12 protein-coding genes are annotated in these 18,793 nt (G+C 56.1%); 9 read left to right on the top strand and 3 right to left on the bottom strand.

The window, feature by feature from the left end:
• Nucleotides 1-35: 35 nt before the first annotated feature.
• The 3 genes from guaB to C5687_RS02585 all read left to right on the top strand — a co-directional run bounded on the left by guaB (nt 36) and on the right by C5687_RS02585 (nt 7,493).
• Nucleotides 36-1,502, top strand: a complete 1,467-nt coding sequence (gene guaB / locus C5687_RS02595; protein ID WP_059386002.1) for an IMP dehydrogenase — start codon at nt 36-38, stop codon at nt 1,500-1,502.
• Between the two features lie 67 nt (nt 1,503-1,569).
• Nucleotides 1,570-3,147 carry a glutamine-hydrolyzing GMP synthase gene (gene guaA, locus C5687_RS02590; RefSeq protein ID WP_104556359.1) on the top strand — a complete coding sequence of 526 codons (1,578 nt, stop codon included), beginning with the start codon at nt 1,570-1,572 and terminating at the stop codon, nt 3,145-3,147.
• Between the two features lie 248 nt (nt 3,148-3,395).
• Complete coding sequence (locus C5687_RS02585; protein WP_104556358.1) at nt 3,396-7,493, top strand: HigA family addiction module antitoxin; 4,098 nt, start codon at nt 3,396-3,398, stop codon at nt 7,491-7,493.
• A 209-nt stretch (nt 7,494-7,702) separates the two neighbouring features.
• Here the strand turns inward: C5687_RS02585 and C5687_RS02580 are convergent, their stop codons facing one another.
• From C5687_RS02580 to C5687_RS02570, 3 genes are all read right to left on the bottom strand, one after another.
• Nucleotides 7,703-8,194, bottom strand: coding sequence for an Hcp family type VI secretion system effector (locus C5687_RS02580; protein WP_104556357.1), 492 nt, complete (start codon nt 8,192-8,194; stop codon nt 7,703-7,705).
• Nucleotides 8,195-8,436: 242 nt separating this feature from the next.
• On the bottom strand, nt 8,437-8,952 hold the full coding sequence (locus C5687_RS02575; RefSeq protein ID WP_088244333.1) for a DUF2778 domain-containing protein: 516 nt from the start codon (nt 8,950-8,952) through the stop codon (nt 8,437-8,439).
• Between the two features lie 386 nt (nt 8,953-9,338).
• Complete coding sequence (locus C5687_RS02570; RefSeq protein ID WP_088244332.1) at nt 9,339-10,172, bottom strand: MurR/RpiR family transcriptional regulator; 834 nt, start codon at nt 10,170-10,172, stop codon at nt 9,339-9,341.
• A gap of 291 nt (nt 10,173-10,463) precedes the next feature.
• Here C5687_RS02570 and C5687_RS02565 point away from each other — a divergent pair, with 291 nt between their 5' ends.
• From C5687_RS02565 to C5687_RS02540, 6 genes are all read left to right on the top strand, one after another.
• Complete coding sequence (locus tag C5687_RS02565) at nt 10,464-11,969, top strand: CoA-acylating methylmalonate-semialdehyde dehydrogenase (protein ID WP_104556356.1); 1,506 nt, start codon at nt 10,464-10,466, stop codon at nt 11,967-11,969.
• An 11-nt stretch (nt 11,970-11,980) separates the two neighbouring features.
• Nucleotides 11,981-13,906, top strand: coding sequence for a 3D-(3,5/4)-trihydroxycyclohexane-1,2-dione acylhydrolase (decyclizing) (iolD, locus tag C5687_RS02560; protein WP_104556355.1), 1,926 nt, complete (start codon nt 11,981-11,983; stop codon nt 13,904-13,906).
• A 300-nt stretch (nt 13,907-14,206) separates the two neighbouring features.
• Nucleotides 14,207-15,193, top strand: coding sequence for an inositol 2-dehydrogenase (gene iolG / locus C5687_RS02555; RefSeq protein ID WP_104556354.1), 987 nt, complete (start codon nt 14,207-14,209; stop codon nt 15,191-15,193).
• Nucleotides 15,194-15,224: 31 nt separating this feature from the next.
• Complete coding sequence (locus C5687_RS02550; protein ID WP_104556353.1) at nt 15,225-16,154, top strand: substrate-binding domain-containing protein; 930 nt, start codon at nt 15,225-15,227, stop codon at nt 16,152-16,154.
• Nucleotides 16,155-16,202: 48 nt separating this feature from the next.
• On the top strand, nt 16,203-17,750 hold the full coding sequence (locus tag C5687_RS02545) for a sugar ABC transporter ATP-binding protein (RefSeq protein WP_047959216.1): 1,548 nt from the start codon (nt 16,203-16,205) through the stop codon (nt 17,748-17,750).
• Between the two features lie 11 nt (nt 17,751-17,761).
• Nucleotides 17,762-18,790 (top strand): ABC transporter permease, encoded by a 1,029-nt coding sequence (locus C5687_RS02540; RefSeq protein ID WP_025758920.1) that lies wholly within the window; start codon nt 17,762-17,764, stop codon nt 18,788-18,790.
• Nucleotides 18,791-18,793 lie beyond the last annotated feature (3 nt).

The following is an 18,793-nucleotide window of genomic DNA, read 5'->3' as shown; positions in this document are numbered from 1 at the left end:
GCAATATTTAACCACCCAGGTCAGAGATATTGCCCATGCTACGTATCGCTAAAGAAGCACTGACGTTTGACGACGTCCTCCTCGTTCCCGCTCACTCCACCGTTCTGCCGAATACTGCCGATCTCAGCACGCAGTTGACGAAAACCATTCGCCTGAACATTCCTATGCTCTCTGCGGCAATGGACACCGTGACTGAAGCGCGCCTGGCTATTGCCCTGGCACAGGAAGGTGGCATCGGCTTTATTCACAAAAACATGTCTATCGAGCGTCAGGCGGAAGAAGTTCGCCGCGTGAAGAAACATGAATCCGGTATCGTGTCTGACCCGCAGACCGTACTGCCGACCACCACCCTGCACGAAGTGAAAGCCCTGACCGAACGTAACGGTTTCGCCGGTTACCCGGTTGTGACCGAAGCGAACGAGCTGGTGGGCATCATCACCGGTCGTGACGTGCGTTTCGTGACTGACCTGAACCAGCCTGTCAGCGTGTACATGACGCCGAAAGAGCGTCTGGTCACCGTACGCGAAGGTGAAGCCCGTGACGTGGTCTTCGCAAAAATGCATGAAAAACGCGTTGAGAAAGCGCTGGTTGTGGATGCGAACTTCCACCTGCGCGGCATGATCACCGTTAAAGACTTCCAGAAAGCAGAACGTAAACCTAACGCCTGTAAAGACGAGCATGGCCGTCTGCGCGTCGGCGCTGCGGTTGGCGCGGGTGCAGGTAACGAAGAGCGCGTTGATGCGCTGGTTGCCGCAGGTGTTGACGTGCTGCTGATTGACTCTTCGCACGGCCACTCCGAAGGCGTGCTGCAGCGTATTCGTGATACCCGTGCTAAATACCCTGATCTGCAGATCATCGGCGGTAACGTGGCAACGGGCGCAGGCGCTCGCGCGCTGGCTGACGCTGGCTGCAGCGCGGTGAAAGTGGGTATCGGTCCTGGTTCTATCTGTACCACCCGTATCGTCACCGGCGTGGGCGTTCCACAGATCACCGCCGTGTCTGACGCGGTGGAAGCGCTGGAAGGCACCGGTATTCCGGTTATCGCTGACGGCGGTATCCGCTTCTCTGGCGATATCGCGAAAGCCATCGCTGCGGGTGCTTCCGCCGTGATGGTGGGCTCCATGCTGGCCGGTACCGAAGAATCCCCGGGCGAAATCGAACTCTACCAGGGCCGTTCTTACAAATCTTACCGCGGTATGGGCTCCCTGGGCGCGATGTCCAAAGGATCCTCTGACCGTTACTTCCAGACCGATAACGCCGCAGACAAACTGGTGCCGGAAGGTATTGAAGGTCGCGTAGCGTATAAAGGCCGTCTGAAAGAGATCATTCACCAGCAGATGGGCGGCCTGCGCTCCTGTATGGGCCTGACCGGCTGTGGTACCATTGACGAGCTGCGTACTAAAGCGGAATTCGTACGCATCAGTGGTGCGGGTATCCAGGAGAGCCACGTTCACGACGTGACGATCACCAAAGAGTCCCCGAACTACCGTCTGGGCTCCTGATAAGTTTCCGCGCCCGGCTTCTGCCGGGCGCTCTGTTTTTGTTTCACTTGCCTCGGAATTAGCGTCAATGACGGAAAACATTCATAAACATCGCATTCTCATCCTGGACTTCGGTTCGCAGTACACTCAACTGGTGGCGCGTCGCGTACGTGAACTGGGCGTTTACTGTGAACTGTGGGCGTGGGATGTCACGGAAGCACAGATTCGCGAATTCAATCCAAGCGGCATCATCTTGTCCGGCGGCCCGGAAAGCACCACCGAAGAGAACAGCCCACGCGCGCCGCAGTATGTGTTCGAAGCTGGCGTGCCGGTATTCGGCGTCTGCTACGGCATGCAGACCATGGCAATGCAGCTGGGCGGCCACGTAGAAGGTTCTAACGAGCGTGAGTTCGGCTATGCGCAGGTAGAAGTGGTGACCGACAGCGCGCTGGTGCGCGGTATCGAAGACTCCCTGACCGCAGACGGTAAACCGCTGCTGGACGTGTGGATGAGCCACGGCGACAAAGTCACCGCCATCCCGTCTGACTTCGTGACCGTTGCCAGCACCGAAAGCTGCCCGTTCGCCATCATGGCAAACGAAGAAAAACGCTTCTATGGCGTGCAGTTCCACCCGGAAGTGACCCACACCCGTCAGGGTATGCGCATGCTGGAGCGCTTCGTGCGTGACATCTGCCAGTGTGAAGCCCTGTGGACCCCGGCTAAAATCATCGACGACGCCGTTGAGCGTATCCGCCAGCAGGTTGGCGATGACAAAGTGATCCTCGGCCTCTCCGGCGGCGTGGACTCCTCCGTGACCGCGATGCTGCTGCACCGCGCCATCGGCAAAAACCTGACCTGCGTCTTCGTGGACAACGGCCTGCTGCGTCTGAACGAAGCTAAGCAGGTGATGGACATGTTCGGCGACCACTTTGGTCTGAACATCGTTCACGTGGAAGGCGAGCAGCGCTTCCTGGACGCGCTGAAAGGCGAGAGCGATCCGGAAGCCAAGCGCAAGATCATCGGCCGCGTCTTCGTGGAAGTGTTCGACGAAGAAGCGCTGAAGCTGGACGACGTGAAGTGGCTGGCGCAGGGTACCATCTACCCTGACGTGATTGAATCTGCCGCCTCCGCCACCGGTAAAGCACACGTCATCAAATCTCACCACAACGTGGGCGGCCTGCCGAAAGAGATGAAGATGGGTCTGGTTGAGCCGCTGCGCGAGCTGTTCAAAGACGAAGTGCGTAAGATCGGTCTGGAACTGGGTCTGCCGTACGACATGCTCTACCGTCACCCGTTCCCGGGCCCGGGTCTTGGCGTGCGCGTGCTGGGCGAAGTGAAGAAAGAGTACTGCGACCTGCTGCGTCGCGCGGACGCGATCTTCATCGAAGAGCTGCACAAAGCTGACCTGTACAACAAGGTAAGCCAGGCGTTCACCGTGTTCCTGCCGGTTCGCTCCGTCGGCGTGATGGGCGATGGCCGCAAGTACGACTGGGTTGTTTCCCTGCGTGCGGTGGAAACCATCGACTTCATGACCGCGCACTGGGCGCACCTGCCGTATGACTTCCTGGGCCGTGTATCTAACCGCATCATCAACGAAGTGAACGGTATTTCCCGCGTGGTGTATGACATCAGCGGTAAGCCACCGGCTACGATTGAGTGGGAGTAATCCTGCGTCCGGTATTAACCGGCACTCGATAGTATGACCTCTAAGCCCGCGTAATTGCGGGCTTTTTATATATTAACGCTGTACGTTTATTTCCTAATTTGTTCGTCCGAAAGTGATTTATAGCGTTTAAGTGAGCTCTTATCGGGTTGTTTAAAAAATAATCAAATGTGTTGCTAATTGCCTGGATGGTTGTTAGTTTGTGTAATGTGTTACCTTACACATTACACTTTGCATTGAGGTGATCTGTCATGGCTAATGATTCATCCCCCGTTCATCCGGGCTCATATGTTCGGAAAAATGTTCTCGAATCTCGTAATCTTACAGTTACAGAAGTAGCGAAGTTGATCGGCGTTAGCCGACCAGGGGTATCAAATTTCCTCAATGGAAAGGTATCTGCAACGCCCGATATGGCAGCACGTTTTGAGCGAGCTTTTGGGATTTCCGCCAAAGCTATCCTCGATTTGCAGACAACATATGACGCACAAGCTGACAAAACGGCAGATGCAGCACAAAAAGTGCACACTTACGTACCTCCTTTTCTAAACATCCAAGCCAACGATCTCGTAAGTTGGTTCACAACGACAATTCTTGCACGAACTAAGCTCTCGATACTGCTAAGAACGCTCATTCACTCCACAGGACGCGACCTTCAGAAAGTGGACTTCCCCGGCAACGACGATGCCGAACGTGCCGGCTGGGACGGCTTTATTGAGGCCAGTTCCGGCACACCTTGGATACCTTCTGGTATTTCTGGGTGGGAGTTCGGTGTCAGCGCGGACATTAAGGCCAAGGCAGACGGGGATTTTGCAAAAAGCATACGAGCGCTTAATAGCGCTGAAAGGGCAAATATTACGTTTGTCTTTGTCACTCCAAGACGATGGCCGGGTAAGGTTGCATGGGTCGCGGAAATGAAGGGCAAGAAGCTCTGGAAAGACATTCGTGCATATGACGCCAGTGATCTTGAGCAGTGGATGGAGCAATCACTCGCGGCCCAGACCTGGTTTGCAAATCAGACGGATCGTCCCTCTAATGGTGTCAGAACACTGGAGCGTTGTTGGAGCGATTGGGCAAACGTAGCTGCCCCCGCGCTTCATCCTTCTCTTTTTGCTACGGCGAACGAGGCGTGGAACGGCAGGATTAAATCCTTCTTGTCGAAAGACGATGTGAACCCCTTAGTGGTAGCGGCTGACTCCGTGGAAGAGGTGCTTGCGTTTTTAAGTCAGGTCCTGGCAACCTCCGAGCTTGAACAGTATAGGGATCGGGTGTTGGTTTTTGACAAGGCAGGCGTAGTGCCGAAACTCGCCCAAGGTACTACCGATTTCATTGCAGTAGCCCATACACGGGAAGTGGAACGCGAGCTTGGACCCTACAGCTCATCGTTGCGAACCATTGTTGTTTATCCCCGCAATGCTACTAGCGTGGAACCTCATATCGTGTTGGAGCCACTCGGGTTCGAGCCATTCACTAGAGCTCTGGAAACGATGGGCAAATCGCGCGATGACATAGCGAAACTAACGAACGCTTCGGGGCGTTCGTTGACAGTTCTTCGACGTCAACTTTCGAATATACCGGCAATCCATACACCTGCTTGGGCTGAAGACCCAAAAATCGCATCGGGGCTTGTCCCGCTTGTACTTATTGGCGCATGGGACACACAGAACAAGGCGGACCGAACTATCCTCTCCCATCTGGCTGAGGCTCCTTTTGAGGTGCTGGAAAAGCGCATTCTTGATTTGCTGCGGCTCAACGACTCTCCAGTGTGGTCAATTGGAGGGTTCCGGGGGGTGATTTCGAAAATCGATTCCCTCTTCGCAATTGCCGGTACGGTTTCCAGGGCCGATCTTGACCGCTTTCTTGATGTTGCGAGGACTGTTCTGGGTGAAGATGATCCTGCTCTCGACTTGCCCGAAGAAGATCGCTGGGCGGCGGCCATGCATGGCAAAAGACGAGAGTACTCCGGTGCTGTACGAGAAGGTATTTCCGAGACTTTGGTTTTGCTGGCTGTGTACGGCAAGAATCTCTTCGGGAAGCACCTTGGCTTTGATGGGGAATTTGAAGCTGCGAAAATTGTGCGTGATCTTCTTGTGCCTGTAACGACTAGAAAGTTAGAGGCTAGCGGGCGTGACCTTCCACTTTATGCAGAAGCGGCTCCTACCGAGTTCCTTGATATCATCGAGCGTGATCTGCGAGCAGAAAAATCCGAAGTCATGGGCTTGCTGAGACCTGCAGATACGGGGCTATTCGGTTCATGTCCTCGTACTGGATTGCTTTGGGCACTCGAAGGACTTGCCTGGAATCCGACTACCTTCCCACGGGTAGTGAAAATTCTGGGTCAGCTTTCTGAGGTAGAGATTAGCGATAACTGGACTAATAAACCTATCGAATCGCTTGGTTCCATACTGCGAGCATGGATGCCGCAGACGGCTGCTAACCACGAGATGCGCCTGAAGGCGGTCACCATGCTTTTAGATAAGCATCCGACGGTCGGGTGGAGGGTTTGTATCCAGCAGTTCGGTGATTACGGAAGTCACGTCGGCGAGTATACCCATAAGCCGAAGTGGCGTCCTGACGGATACGGGTTCGGAGAGCCCTTCGAGACATGGGGACCGATCCAGGCATTCGTCAGAGATATGGTGCAAGTCGCTCTAAGCAGGCCGTCCTACTCGGTCGAGATGTTATGTGACCTTGTGTCAAGGCTGCATGCACTCGCGTCGGAGGACCAGGTGCGCGTATGGGAGATCATCGACGAGTGGCGCAACTCGGGCGCTCTTGACGAGGAAATTGCGAAGATCCGCGAGAAAATTCGTGTGACTGTTCTCTCTCGCCGGGGGCGTAAAAAGGTCAATGAGGAAGGCCAAGCGAGCCTGACGGAGAAAGCCAAGGCAGTCTATGCGGAGTTGCAGCCCAAGGACATTGTGAATAAGTATGAGTGGCTGTTTCGGCAGGGATGGGTTGAGGAGTCGGCAGACGAACTCGCAGGAGACGAGATGGACTTCCGAGCGCGTGAGCAACGCATAGAAAAGCTCCGCGTTGAAGCCCTGACAGACATTGTGCAAGAACGAGGTATTCCGGGCATTCTTGCACTCTCTGAAAAAGGAAATTCCCAACGCCAAATCGGCGCTCACCTGGTGTCCGGCATACTTACCGACGAGCAGATTGAAGATTTGATCTTGCAATGCCTGCGTCCGGCAGAAAATTATTCGGGTCGTGATGGCATTGTCGCCGGTGCTCTCTGGTCGTTGGACGAGGATAGGAGAAAGGCCATATATGCGGGCCTGCGGGATAAAGTGGTCGAAGAGGAAATGCTCCGTCTCTTGTTGCTTTCACCTTACCGGGCTTCTACGTGGGTGCTTGTAGATCAACTATCGGCTGAAGCTCGGAGTCGTTACTGGGTTGAAGTAGTTCCACAATATGTTTTTGACTCGCCTGAGGAAAACAATGAGAGCGTTCGCCGTCTGCTTGAAGTCGAACGTCCGAGGGCAGCCTTCGCATCAATGCATTTCAAGCTTGAAGAAATACACCCACCTCTCCTTGTGCAGACGCTATCTGCCATGGCGAAAAATAGTCAGGATAAAGCTGGGGAGTACCAGCTGCACGACTACGATGTGCGGCGCGCCTTCCAGCTTCTCAATCACAACTCAGACCTCACTCTTGAGGAAAAAGCTGGACTGGAATTCGCATATTTAGAGGTTCTGGCTCGCTCTTTCCGAGGGGGAGACCAGCAGCAGATTCCAAACCTTGAGCGCTACATTGAGGAACATCCTGAACTATTCGTGCAGGCTGTAGTGTGGGCCTATAAGCGCAAAGATCGTGGCGAAGATCCCGCCGAGTTTCGAATTACAGAAGGTCGCGAGCATCTGGCAAAGCGCGGGTACCGCCTCCTTGAAGCCATTGAACGTATCCCTGGTCAAGATAAAGCAACTAAAGAGGAGCAGCAGGAAAAGCTCGCAGAATGGGTTGCAACGGTAAGGCGGTCTTGTGCTGAACTTGACCGCGCGGAGATCGCGGACGTGTGCCTTGGAAAGCTATTCTCTAACGCACCGGCTGGCGAGGATGGCGCGTGGCCGAACGAAGCTGTTCGCGATGTGATGGAGGATCTACGGTCTGAGGACATCAGCAGCGGCGCACATACGGGTTTATACAACGCGCGCGGCGTCCATTGGCGTGGGGAAGGCGGTGGTCAGGAGCGAGAGCTTGCAGACAAGTATCGCACCTGGGCCGACGGCCTGCAATTCACGCATCCTTTTGTGTCGTCATCGTTGTTGATGTCGATGGTCAAAACGTATGAGCGGGAAGCTGAACAACAGGATACTGAAGCAGGTATCCGACGTCGGTTAAGGCATTAAAGGTGAGAATATCGCCAAAATTTGCCCTTCATGGTATGACGATTTTGATTATTTACGTCTGGCAACAGCCTGTACGTGAAAGCAGTAAAGTTCCTCTAAGCCCGCGTAACTGCGGGCTTTTTTGTTTTTGTATCAAGTATTATCTGACAGTTGCTAGCAACGAAATGCATAGCTCTACAGTGCAATGTATCACAGGACGTGACTGAGATTTAGGCGGTTGGCCTCTCGTACCACGAATCAGAGAATTGGATATTTCCATCTACAATACGCCATGTGATTTTTTCATATTGCATAGAGACGGATTCCATATGATTTAACTTATCATTACCTGATAATTTAACATTGGGCACACCACAATTAACACCCGTTATTTTTACATTTTCCATTAATACGGTGTAATAGCACACCTCCTGGCCAGCATCATTGATATGATAAAATCTTACTTCTGCACTTTTTAATGTTTGTCCTGTGGCGGCTGCTTTGTAGAGATAGGGACTGGAACTATCAATTTCTTTTTCAAAGTTAAAAGCTGAATGTTGACGTATTCCGGTTATCTTTCCATTGGCTGTATCGACGGGAAGATTAACACCATGACCCATACTGATTACCTCGATAGAGCCTTCACGATCCTGAACATCTACAGAACCTATGATTGATGTGCCGCCGTCATCTTTAAGCCACAGATAGGGAGGGATAGGCATTTTATTTACTCCTTGTTAATTTAAATAACTTCACTGTTACAATGTATAAGAAGAGAGAGATAAGTACGTTAAATAAAATTAATGCATAATCATAACTGTAGTAAATATCTTCGGGTGCTGGGTTGTTGCTTAACAAACAGGAAATTCTAATGGCTGTTTCGTTACTTATTAATGGATGTTCAGTTAAGTAACTAACATCTAACCATGACACAATAGCGAATATCCCGATGAATAGAGTCGTTCTAAGGGCAAGTTTTCTGATAACCACCAATAATGACCTCAATTGTTCCATAGGATTCTAAATCAATGCCTTTGATCTTTTCTTTTTTTGTTCTTAATAGTGCATCTCTTAATCTATTGTAATCTGATTGGCTTGGTAAAGTTATACACCCTTCTGAAACCTGACCGGGATGTAGCCTGAATCCGCCTCTGGCTACGCTTTCGTAAAAAGTCGAATCATCTACATTTCCATCATCGCGAAACAAAGCAAACCATTCAGAATGGTCAACATGATAACTAAAAGTGCTTTTATATGTATCGACTCCCCAGGCTCTAAACCTGTTAGCCATACTCCCTTTAGGTCTGTCTACTATATAATATTTACCTTTTGGTAACGGTCCAACGTTTGGAATAATTCCACAAGCTCCTTTGTTCCTGTATGCACCGTTACCAGAAAATGCCATAAATACACCAATACCATCAAATGCAAGTGGCGAGTAGTCTGCATCATTTATTGTAAACTTTCCATGTAAAGTCATGAGTCATCCTTTCTTGTATGGATAATTATTAATGTTATCTGCAAATAGTGCAGGTATCAAAAGTAAACTATACAAAAGATGCTTATTTAAATCTATTGGATCCGAAAGTGGTTGTGATGTTTTAGAAAGTAGATCTATATCAAATAAATGGTTACACCAAAGAGCAGATCCTTTCGGGATATACTATTCGGAATGTGCGAATGGCCCAGATTAAAATGTGAAAGACATCCACAGTCGCCGAAAAATGAAGCGCTCGTTAAAGACAACATTCCGGGGAGTTATTAAATGTCTATATGTCATGGGTAAGCCATATGAACGAGTGTCGCTAATATGGCATTAAACCTTCACATGTAAGAATCGGTGCAGACTTTATGGCTACTGAATTCTTATTTTTCTCCTTCCCCCAACCGATACGCCAGCGCCACCACCAGCGACTGCACCAGACACAGCGTCGCCGACTGAGATCGAAACGCGTCCACCTGCGCCTCTTTCACCACAAAGCAGAGATCGCTGAATGTCGCCAGGGGGCTTATCTGGCTGTCCGTGATCACAATCTGCCGCGCGCCGACGCTGGCGGCGGTTTCGCTGACCATCACCGTCTCTTCCGCGTACGGCGAGAAGCTGATCGACACCACAATGTCGCGCGCCTTAATGCGGCTGATCTGCTCGCGCAGCATCCCGCCCATGCCGTCGAGCAGAATCGGGCGGCATTCGAGGTGACTCAGGGCGTAGGTCAGATACGCGGCGACGCTAAAGGAGCGGCGCAGACCGGCGATGTAGATGGTGTCGGCCTCGGCCAGCAGCTGTACCGCGCGCTCCAGCATCTCCGGCTCGGCGCGGGCGGCCAGCTGCTGCAGCGCCTGCGCGTTTGAACGGGCGAACTCCTGCAGGATATCGAGCGGCGTTTCCGGCACGGCCTCGCTCTCCATCTCGCGGAACAGCCGGGCGCGGTCACTGTAGCTGGCGGTCTCCTCCACCAGGTTCATGCGAAACAGCTGTTTCATTTCGTTGAAGCCGGTGAAGTCAAAGGCGTTGGCAAAGCGGATCAGCGTCGACGGCGGCACATCGGCGCGCTCAGCAATGACCGCAACCGTGTCAAACGCCACGCTGTTGGTGTTATCCAGCACATAGCGGGAGACCTGCTGCAGCCTCTTGCTCAGGCTATCGTAGCGATCGCGGATTTGCTGCTGCAGTTCGTTCAGGCTGGTTGCTGTCGTCATGTTATCCCCCAAATACAGTCTTATGATTCTAAACGCAAAACCGCGTCTTTTAAATGTCGGCCATCCATCTGGCAGTAAAAATGAAACAGAAGCTTCAGTCATTTCCTCGCCCGAAATCCCTTAATAGCGCACGCAGCGTCAGTGATGCTGGCTGTTAACATAAAAATCCATCCTTGATCACAATAATCATCATTTATTTTATTTCAACTTAAAATGGAATATTTGTTTCATATATAGTGTTCAGTACACAGTGTTCAGGTCAAGTCACGTATCAACAGCGAGAGGTTAAGGATGGAGACGGTAGCGAATTTTATTCACGGCGAATGTGTCACCGGTTCAGGCCAGCGCGTTCAGGCGATCTTCAACCCGGCCACCGGCGAGCAGATCCGCCAGGTGGTGATGAGTACGGCACAGGAAACGGAGCAGGCGATTGCCGCCGCGCAGCAGGCGTTTCCTTCGTGGGCGCGCCATGCTCCGCTTAAGCGCGCGCGCGTGATGTTCCGCTTCAAGGCGCTGCTGGAAGAGAATATGGAGCGCCTGGCCCGCCTCATCAGCGAAGAGCATGGCAAGGTCTTCTCCGATGCGGTGGGCGAACTGACCCGCGGCCTGGAAGTGGTGGAATTTGCCTGCGGCATTCCGCATCTGCAAAAGGGTGAACACTCGGCGAACGTCGGTACCGGCGTTGACAGCCACTCGCTGATGCAGCCGCTCGGCGTCTGCGTCGGGATCACGCCGTTTAACTTCCCGGCGATGGTGCCGATGTGGATGTTCCCGATCGCCCTGGCGACCGGCAACACCTTCGTGCTGAAGCCGTCGGAAAAAGACCCTTCGCTGGCGCTGGCGCTGGCGCAGCTGCTGAAAGAGGCCGGCCTGCCGGACGGCGTGTTCAACGTGGTGCAGGGTGACAAGGAGTCCGTCGACGTGCTCCTGACCGACCCGCGCGTGCAGGCGGTGAGCTTTGTCGGCTCCACGCCGATTGCCGAATACATTTACCAGACCGCGTCTGCCCACGGGAAGCGCTGTCAGGCGCTGGGCGGGGCGAAAAACCACTGCATTTTAATGCCGGATGCCGACATGGAGATGGCGACCAACGCCATTATGGGCGCGGCCTACGGTGCGGCGGGCGAGCGCTGCATGGCGCTCTCGGTGGTGCTGGCGGTGGGGGATAAAGCCGCCGATGAGCTCTGCGCCCGGCTGGAAAAACAGATTGCCGCGCTGCGCGTTGGGCCAGGACTGGACCAGACGCCGGAGAACGAAATGGGGCCGCTCATCTCCTCCGCGCACCGCAGCAAGGTGCTGGGCTATATCGACAGCGGGGAAGCGCAGGGGGCGACGCTTCGCGTGGACGGTCGCGGCTTCAGCGTGAAGGGCCACGAGCAGGGCTATTTTGTCGGGCCGACGCTGTTCGATAACGTCACCCCGGAGATGACCATCTATAAAGAAGAGATTTTTGGTCCGGTGCTTTCTGTGGTGCGCGTAGCAGATTACGCCAGCGCGGTGGACCTGATTAACCGCCATGAATATGGTAATGGCTCGGCCATTTTCACCCGTGACGGCGGCTGCGCACGCCGCTTCTGCGAAGAGGTGCAGGCGGGTATGGTGGGCGTCAACGTGCCGATCCCGGTGCCGATGGCATTCCACAGCTTCGGCGGCTGGAAGCGCTCGATTTTTGGCGCGCTCAACGTTCACGGCAACGACGGCGTGCGTTTCTACACCCGAATGAAAACCATCACCGCGCGCTGGCCGGAAATGCAGCAGGAGACCGGCGCGGCGTTCTCCATGCCGACGCTGGGCTGACAGGAGGTGTTATGCAAACCGAACGAATGACCATGGCCCAGGCGCTGGTCAGATTCCTTAACCAACAATATGTCAGCGTTGACGGCAACGAAACGCCCTTCGTGGAGGGCGTCGCCACTATCTTTGGACACGGCAACGTGCTCGGTATCGGCCAGGCGCTGGAGCAGGATCCCGGCCATCTGCAGGTGATGCAGGGCTGCAACGAGCAGGGCATCGCCCACATGGCGACGGGATTCGCCAGACAGCACCGTCGTCAGCGCATTTTCGCCGTCACCTCCTCCGTCGGGCCGGGGGCCGCCAATATGATCACCGCCGCGGCGACCGCTACGGCAAACCGCATTCCGCTGTTGCTGCTGCCAGGAGACATCTACGCCAGCCGCCAGCCTGACCCGGTGCTGCAGCAGATTGAGCAGTATCACGATCTCAGCATCAGCACCAACGACTGCTTCCGTCCGGTCTCCCGCTACTGGGACCGTATCAACCGCCCGGAGCAACTCATGAGCGCGATGCTAAACGCGATGCGAACGCTTACTGACCCGGCAGATACCGGTGCAGTGACGATTTGCCTGCCACAGGACGTGCAGGGGGAAGCATGGGATTACCCGCTAAGCTTCTTTGCGCGTCGCGTGCATCACATCGAGCGTCGTCCGCCTGACCCGCAGCGTCTGGCGCAGGCGCGGGCGCTGATCGCCCGTAAACGTCGGCCGCTGGTGGTGTGCGGCGGCGGCGTGCGCTATTCCGGCGCGCATGAGGCGTTTCGCGAATTTGTCGAGACGCTGCAGCTGCCGTTTGCTGAAACCCAGGCCGGAAAGGGGGCGCTGGTAAGTGACCACCCACTTAATCTGGGCGGGGTAGGCGTGACGGGCGGAATGGCCGCCAACCAGCTCGCCCCGCAGGCCGACCTGGTGATCGGCATCGGCACGCGCCTGACGGACTTTACCACCGGTTCCAAGACGCTATTTTGCCATCCGGACGTGGAATTTCTGCTGCTGAACGTGGCCGAATTTGACGCCCTGAAGCTGGACGCCACCGCGCTGATTGCCGATGCCCAAACCGGGCTGCAGGCCTTAACCCACGCGCTCAGGGAGTACCGCAGCGGCTGGGGAGAGGCGATCGTTCAGGCGAAATCCACCTGGCGCGACGAGTGCCGCCGCCTGTGGGATCGCCAGTGGCGTCCTGACGACGCGCCTGAAGTGGCAGGGCATCTCGATGCGCAACTGGCGGAATACGGCGAGACGCTCAACACCCGCCTGACCCAGACGCGGGTGCTGGGGCTCATCAACCAGCATGTGGAAGATAACGCCATCGTGGTGGGGGCGGCTGGATCGCTGCCGGGAGATTTACAGCGCCTCTGGCAGGTCAAAACGCCTGACACCTACCATCTGGAGTACGGCTACTCCTGCATGGGCTACGAGATTGCCGCAGCCATTGGCGCGAAGCTCGCCCGACCCGGGCAGCCGGTGTACGCCATGGTTGGGGATGGCTCCTACATGATGCTGCACTCCGAGCTGCAAACCGCGGTGCAGGAGGGCATTAAGATCACCGTTCTGCTGTTTGATAACGCTAGCTTCGGCTGCATCAACAACCTGCAGATGGGGCACGGCATGGGCAGCTTTGGCACGGAAAACCGCCATCGCAATCCGGAAACCGGGCAGCTTGACGGGCCGCTGGTGAAGGTCGATTTTGCGCAAAACGCGGAAAGCTACGGCTGCCGCGCGTTGCGGGTGCACGATGAGCAAAGCCTGGTGGCAGCGCTGGAGGCGTCCCGCGCGCATTCTGGCCCCACGCTGCTCGACATCAAGGTGCTGCCGAAGACCATGACCCACGATTATGCCTCGTGGTGGCGTACCGGTGATGCGCAGGTGGCGGCGTCACCAGCGGTGCGCGAAGCCGCGGAGCAAACGCAGGCGCAGGTGAAAAAAGCCCGTCAGTATTAAGTTTTCCCTCGTAACGAAATTTTCATTTCATTTTCCCCTCACCCTAACCCTCTCCCCAAAGGGGAGAGGGTTAGGGTTTGGTGCAGTCTTTTCTCCCTCGTCCCTTTGGGGAGAAGGCCGGGGTGAGGGGTGAGCAGCTCCGTCTTCCATGTTGTGAGATTGATAACAGAATTTATCTCATTCATCTCAAAAGTGTTAACTCACGCTCAAAAACATAATTTTCACTATTTATAAAAATGAAATAAATGTTTTATTTATAGGGTCGTTAGTTCACAGCATTCACCAACACCGGGAGCCGTTATGTTTAACATTGCTTTACTGGGCGCTGGCCGAATTGGCCAGGTACATGCAGCTAACATCGCCAGCCACAGCGCGACCACGCTCTGGTCCGTGGTTGACCCGAATCAGGAATTTGCCACCCGTCTCGCCACGCAGTATCAGGCCCGCCAGCAGAGCCTGACTGAGGCGATGACCGACCCTAACGTTCATGCCGTGCTGATTGCCTCTGCCACCGACACCCACGCGGACCTGATTGAAATGGCCGCCCGCCACGGCAAGGCCATCTTCTGTGAAAAGCCGGTACACCTCGACCTTGCCCGCGTGCGCGACTGCCTGAAGGTGGTCAAAGAGTACGACGTGCCGCTGTTCATTGGCTTTAACCGCCGCTTTGACCCGCAGTTCCGCCGCGTGAAAACCGAGGCTCAGGCCGGGCGCATCGGCAAGCCGGAATCACTGCTCATTATCTCCCGCGATCCGTCTCCGCCGCCTGCGGAGTACGTGCGCGTCTCCGGCGGCATGTTCCGCGATATGACCATCCACGACTTTGACATGGCGCGCTTCATTATGGGGGAAGAGCCGGTGTCGGTGTATGCCCAGGGCAGCAACCTGGTGGATCCGGCGATTGGCGAGGCGGGAGATATCGATACCGCGTTTATCGTTCTGAAATATGCCTCCGGCGCGATGGCGACCATCGTCAACAGCCGCCGCTCCTCGTATGGCTATGACCAGCGCCTGGAGCTGCACGGCTCCGAAGGGCTGCTGTGCGCGGGCAACATTCTGGAAAACCAGGTGCAGCACTACGGCAAACAGGGCTGCACCAGCGCGCTGCCGGAACACTTCTTCCTGCAGCGCTACAAATCCGCTTACGCCGCGGAATGGGAACACTTTGTCGCGGTCCTGCGCGGCGAAGCGGTACCTGACTGCAGCGGCAATGATGGTGAACGTGCGCTGTACCTCGCGGATAAAGCGCTGGAATCGCTGCGAAGCCAGCGCGAGATCGTCCTCTAAACACAACCACCCTACACAGAGAGACATAATAATGAAAAAACTGATCGTAGCCGCCCTCATCGCCATGACATCCGGGGCCGCCTTCGCCGAAAACGAGCAAATTGTTTTCAGTACCCCAAACCTGGCCATGCCGTTTGAAGTTCACATGCAGCGCACGGCGGTGAAAGCCGCAAAAGAGATGGGGGTGAAGCTTCAGGTGCTGGACGGCCAGGGCAGCTCGCCAAAACAGGTAGCTAACCTGGAAAACGCCATCACCCGCGGGGCGCAGGGCTTTATCGTCTCCCCGAATGACGTCAACGCGGTCTCAAGCGCGGTGGATGAAATTCAGGATGCGAAGCTGCCGGTCGTCACCCTTGACCGCTCCGTCGACAGCCAGAAAAAAGTGCCGCACTTCGGCGCCAACAACTACAAGGGTGGCCAGGCGATTGGCGATTTTGTGAAAACCAAATTCCCCGACGGCGCGGAGATCATTCTGCTGACCGGTCAGCCGGGCTCCTCCTCCAACATTGAACGCACCAAAGGGATCCGCGACAGCCTGAAGGCGGGCGGGGATAAGTACAAGATCGTCGCCGATCAGACCGGCAACTGGATGCGTTCAGAAGGGATGCGCATCGTTGAAAGCGTCCTGCCTTCGCTGCCGAAACGCCCGCAGGTGATCCTCTCCGCCAATGACGATATGGCGCTGGGGGCGATCGAAGCCCTGCAGAGCCAGGGTGTGAAGCCGGGCGAAATTCTGGTCACCGGCTTTGACGCGGTGCCGGAAGCGCTGGCCCGCGTGCGCGACGGCTGGCTGGCGGTAACGGCGGATCAGCGTCCGGGTTTTGCGGTGCAGACGGCGATGAGCCAGCTGGTGGCCAACGTGCGTGAGAAGAAAGCCATCACCGGGGCTGACTACCCACCGACGCTGATCACCAAAGAGAACCTGCAGCAGGCTGAGCGGATCGGTGAGGCCGGTAACTAATATGTCCCGAGCCGCCTCTGGCGGCTCATCATGAGGAGGAGCAGACCGATGTCGCAACCCTTACTGAAAGTGACCGACCTGGCAAAAAGCTTTTCCGGCGTCTGGGCGCTGAGCAGCGCCCAGCTGACCGTCGGCAGCGGAGAAATTCACGCCCTGCTGGGGGAAAACGGGGCGGGAAAATCGACGCTGCTGAAAGCGCTTGCGGGCGCGCAGCCGCAAACCCGCGGGGAAATCTGGTTTAACGGCGAAACGTTGCCGGTGGATGACTCCCCGGTGGAGCGCCAGAACAAGGGCATTATCACTATCTATCAGGAATTCAACCTGCTGCCCAATATGACCGTCGCGGAAAACATGTTTCTCGGGCGCGAGCCGCGCAAGCGTAACCTGATCGTTGACGAAAAGGCGGTGAACCAGGAGGCGCAGGTCATTCTCGATTACCTGCAGCTGAACGTCGCCCCGACCACGCCCGTCGCCCGTCTGAGCGTGGCGCAGCAGCAAATGGTGGAGATCGCCCGGGCGCTGACCCTCAACGCCCGCTTAATTATTATGGACGAACCGTCCGCCGCGCTGAGCGACAGCGAGGTGGAAAGCCTGCACCGCGTGGTGCGGGAGCTTAAAACCCGTGGCGTGAGCATTATCTATGTCACCCACCGTCTGCACGAAGTGTTCCAGCTTTGCGATCGCTTCACCGTTTTCCAGGACGGCCGCTTCACCGGCACCGGCGCGGTGGCCGAGACCAACGTCGAACAGCTGATCCGCCTGATGGTCGGGCGCGATGTGGCCTTTAACCGTCGTCCCGCCAGCGAAACCCACCATGAGGACAAACCCGTTCGCCTGGCGGTGAAGGGGCTGAGCCGTGAAAAGCCGCCGCTGGATCCGCACGGCATCGCCCTGCACGACATCAGCTTCCACGTCCACGCCGGGGAGGTGTTAGGCATTGCCGGGCTGGTGGGCGCCGGGCGCACTGAAGTGGCGCGCTGCCTGTTTGGTGCAGATGCCTTTACCTCAGGCAGCTTTGAGCTGGACGGCGTGCCGTACCAGCCGCGCGACCCGCTGTATGCCCTCGAGCAGGGCGTGGCGCTGGTACCGGAAGACCGTAAAAAAGAGGGGGCGGTGCTGGGGCTGTCGATTCGCGACAACCTGTCGCTCTCCTGCCTCTCCTCGCTGCTGCACTGGCGCTGGTTCGTGAACACGCGCAAAGAGGACGATCTGATTGAGTCCTACCGCCAGGCGCTGCAGATCAAAATGGTCAACAGCGCGCAGGAGGTGCGCAAGCTCTCCGGCGGTAACCAGCAAAAAGTGATCCTCGCGCGCTGCATGGCGCTCAACCCGCGGGTGCTGATCGTTGATGAGCCGACGCGCGGCATTGACGTGGGAACCAAATCAGAAGTGCACCAGGTGCTGTTTGACATGGCGAAAAAGGGCGTGGCGGTGATCGTGATCTCCTCCGATCTGCCTGAAGTGATGGCGGTTTCCGACCGGATCATCACCCTGAGTGAAGGCCGGGTCACCGGCGAGATCCACGGCGATGAGGCCAACGAAGAGCGGCTGATGACGATGATGGCCATCAACCACAACGCCCTGAACGCGGCATAACGGAGTAACTCATGACGCAGATGATTTCTAAAACGCAGGTCCCGGTTAAACGTGCCGGACGCATCGATCCCATCGCCTTCTTCGAGCGCTTTGGGGTGCTGATTTTCATGATCCTGCTGCTGATCTTCTTCCAGTCGCAGAACAGCAATTTTTTCTCTGAACGCAATATTTTCAACATTCTGACCGAAGTCTCCATCTACGGGATCATGGCAGTGGGGATGACCTTCGTCATCCTCACCGCCGGGATCGACCTCTCCGTCGGCTCCATTCTGGCGGTGTGCGCCATGACCGCGGCCTACGTGATTAAGGGCGACAACTTCACCACCGTTGATCCGAATGCCTGGGGCGGCATGAGCTGGCTGATTGGCCTTGGGATCTGCCTGGCCATGGGCACGGCGATTGGCTTCCTGCACGGTCTGGGCGTCACCCGCCTGCGCCTGCCGCCGTTCATCGTCACCCTCGGCGGGATGACCATCTGGCGCGGCCTGACGCTGGTGATTAACGACGGCGCGCCGATCGCTGGTTTCGATCAGGGCTACCGCTGGTGGGGACGCGGGGAGCTGCTCGGCATCTCTATTCCAATCTGGATTTTTGCCATCGTCGCCGTCGGCGGCTATCTGGCGCTGCATAAAACCCGCTGGGGTCGCTTCGTCTACGCCATTGGCGGCAACCCGGAGGCAGCGCGCCTGGCGGGGGTGAACGTCAGGCGCGTGCTGGTCAGCGTCTACGTGCTGATTGGCTGTCTGGCGGGGCTGGCGGGCTTCATCCTCAGCGCGCGTCTGGGGAGCGCCGAGGCGGTGGCCGGGATCTCCTTCGAGCTGCGCGTCATCGCCTCGGTGGTGATTGGCGGCACCTCGCTGATGGGCGGCTACGGGCGCATCGGCGGCACCATTATCGGCTCCATCATTATGGGCATTCTGATTAACGGCCTGGTGCTGATGAACGTCTCGGCCTACTACCAGCAGATTATCACCGGATTAATTATCGTTCTGGCGGTGGCGTTTGACACCTACGCCAAGAGCCGTCGCGGCGCACTGTGAGGA

This window comes from Enterobacter sichuanensis (assembly GCF_002939185.1).
Classification (GTDB): Bacteria; Pseudomonadota; Gammaproteobacteria; order Enterobacterales; family Enterobacteriaceae; genus Enterobacter; species Enterobacter sichuanensis.
The sequence above is the reverse complement of the archived record's forward strand: the minus strand, read 5'-3'. Positions and strand labels throughout refer to the sequence as shown.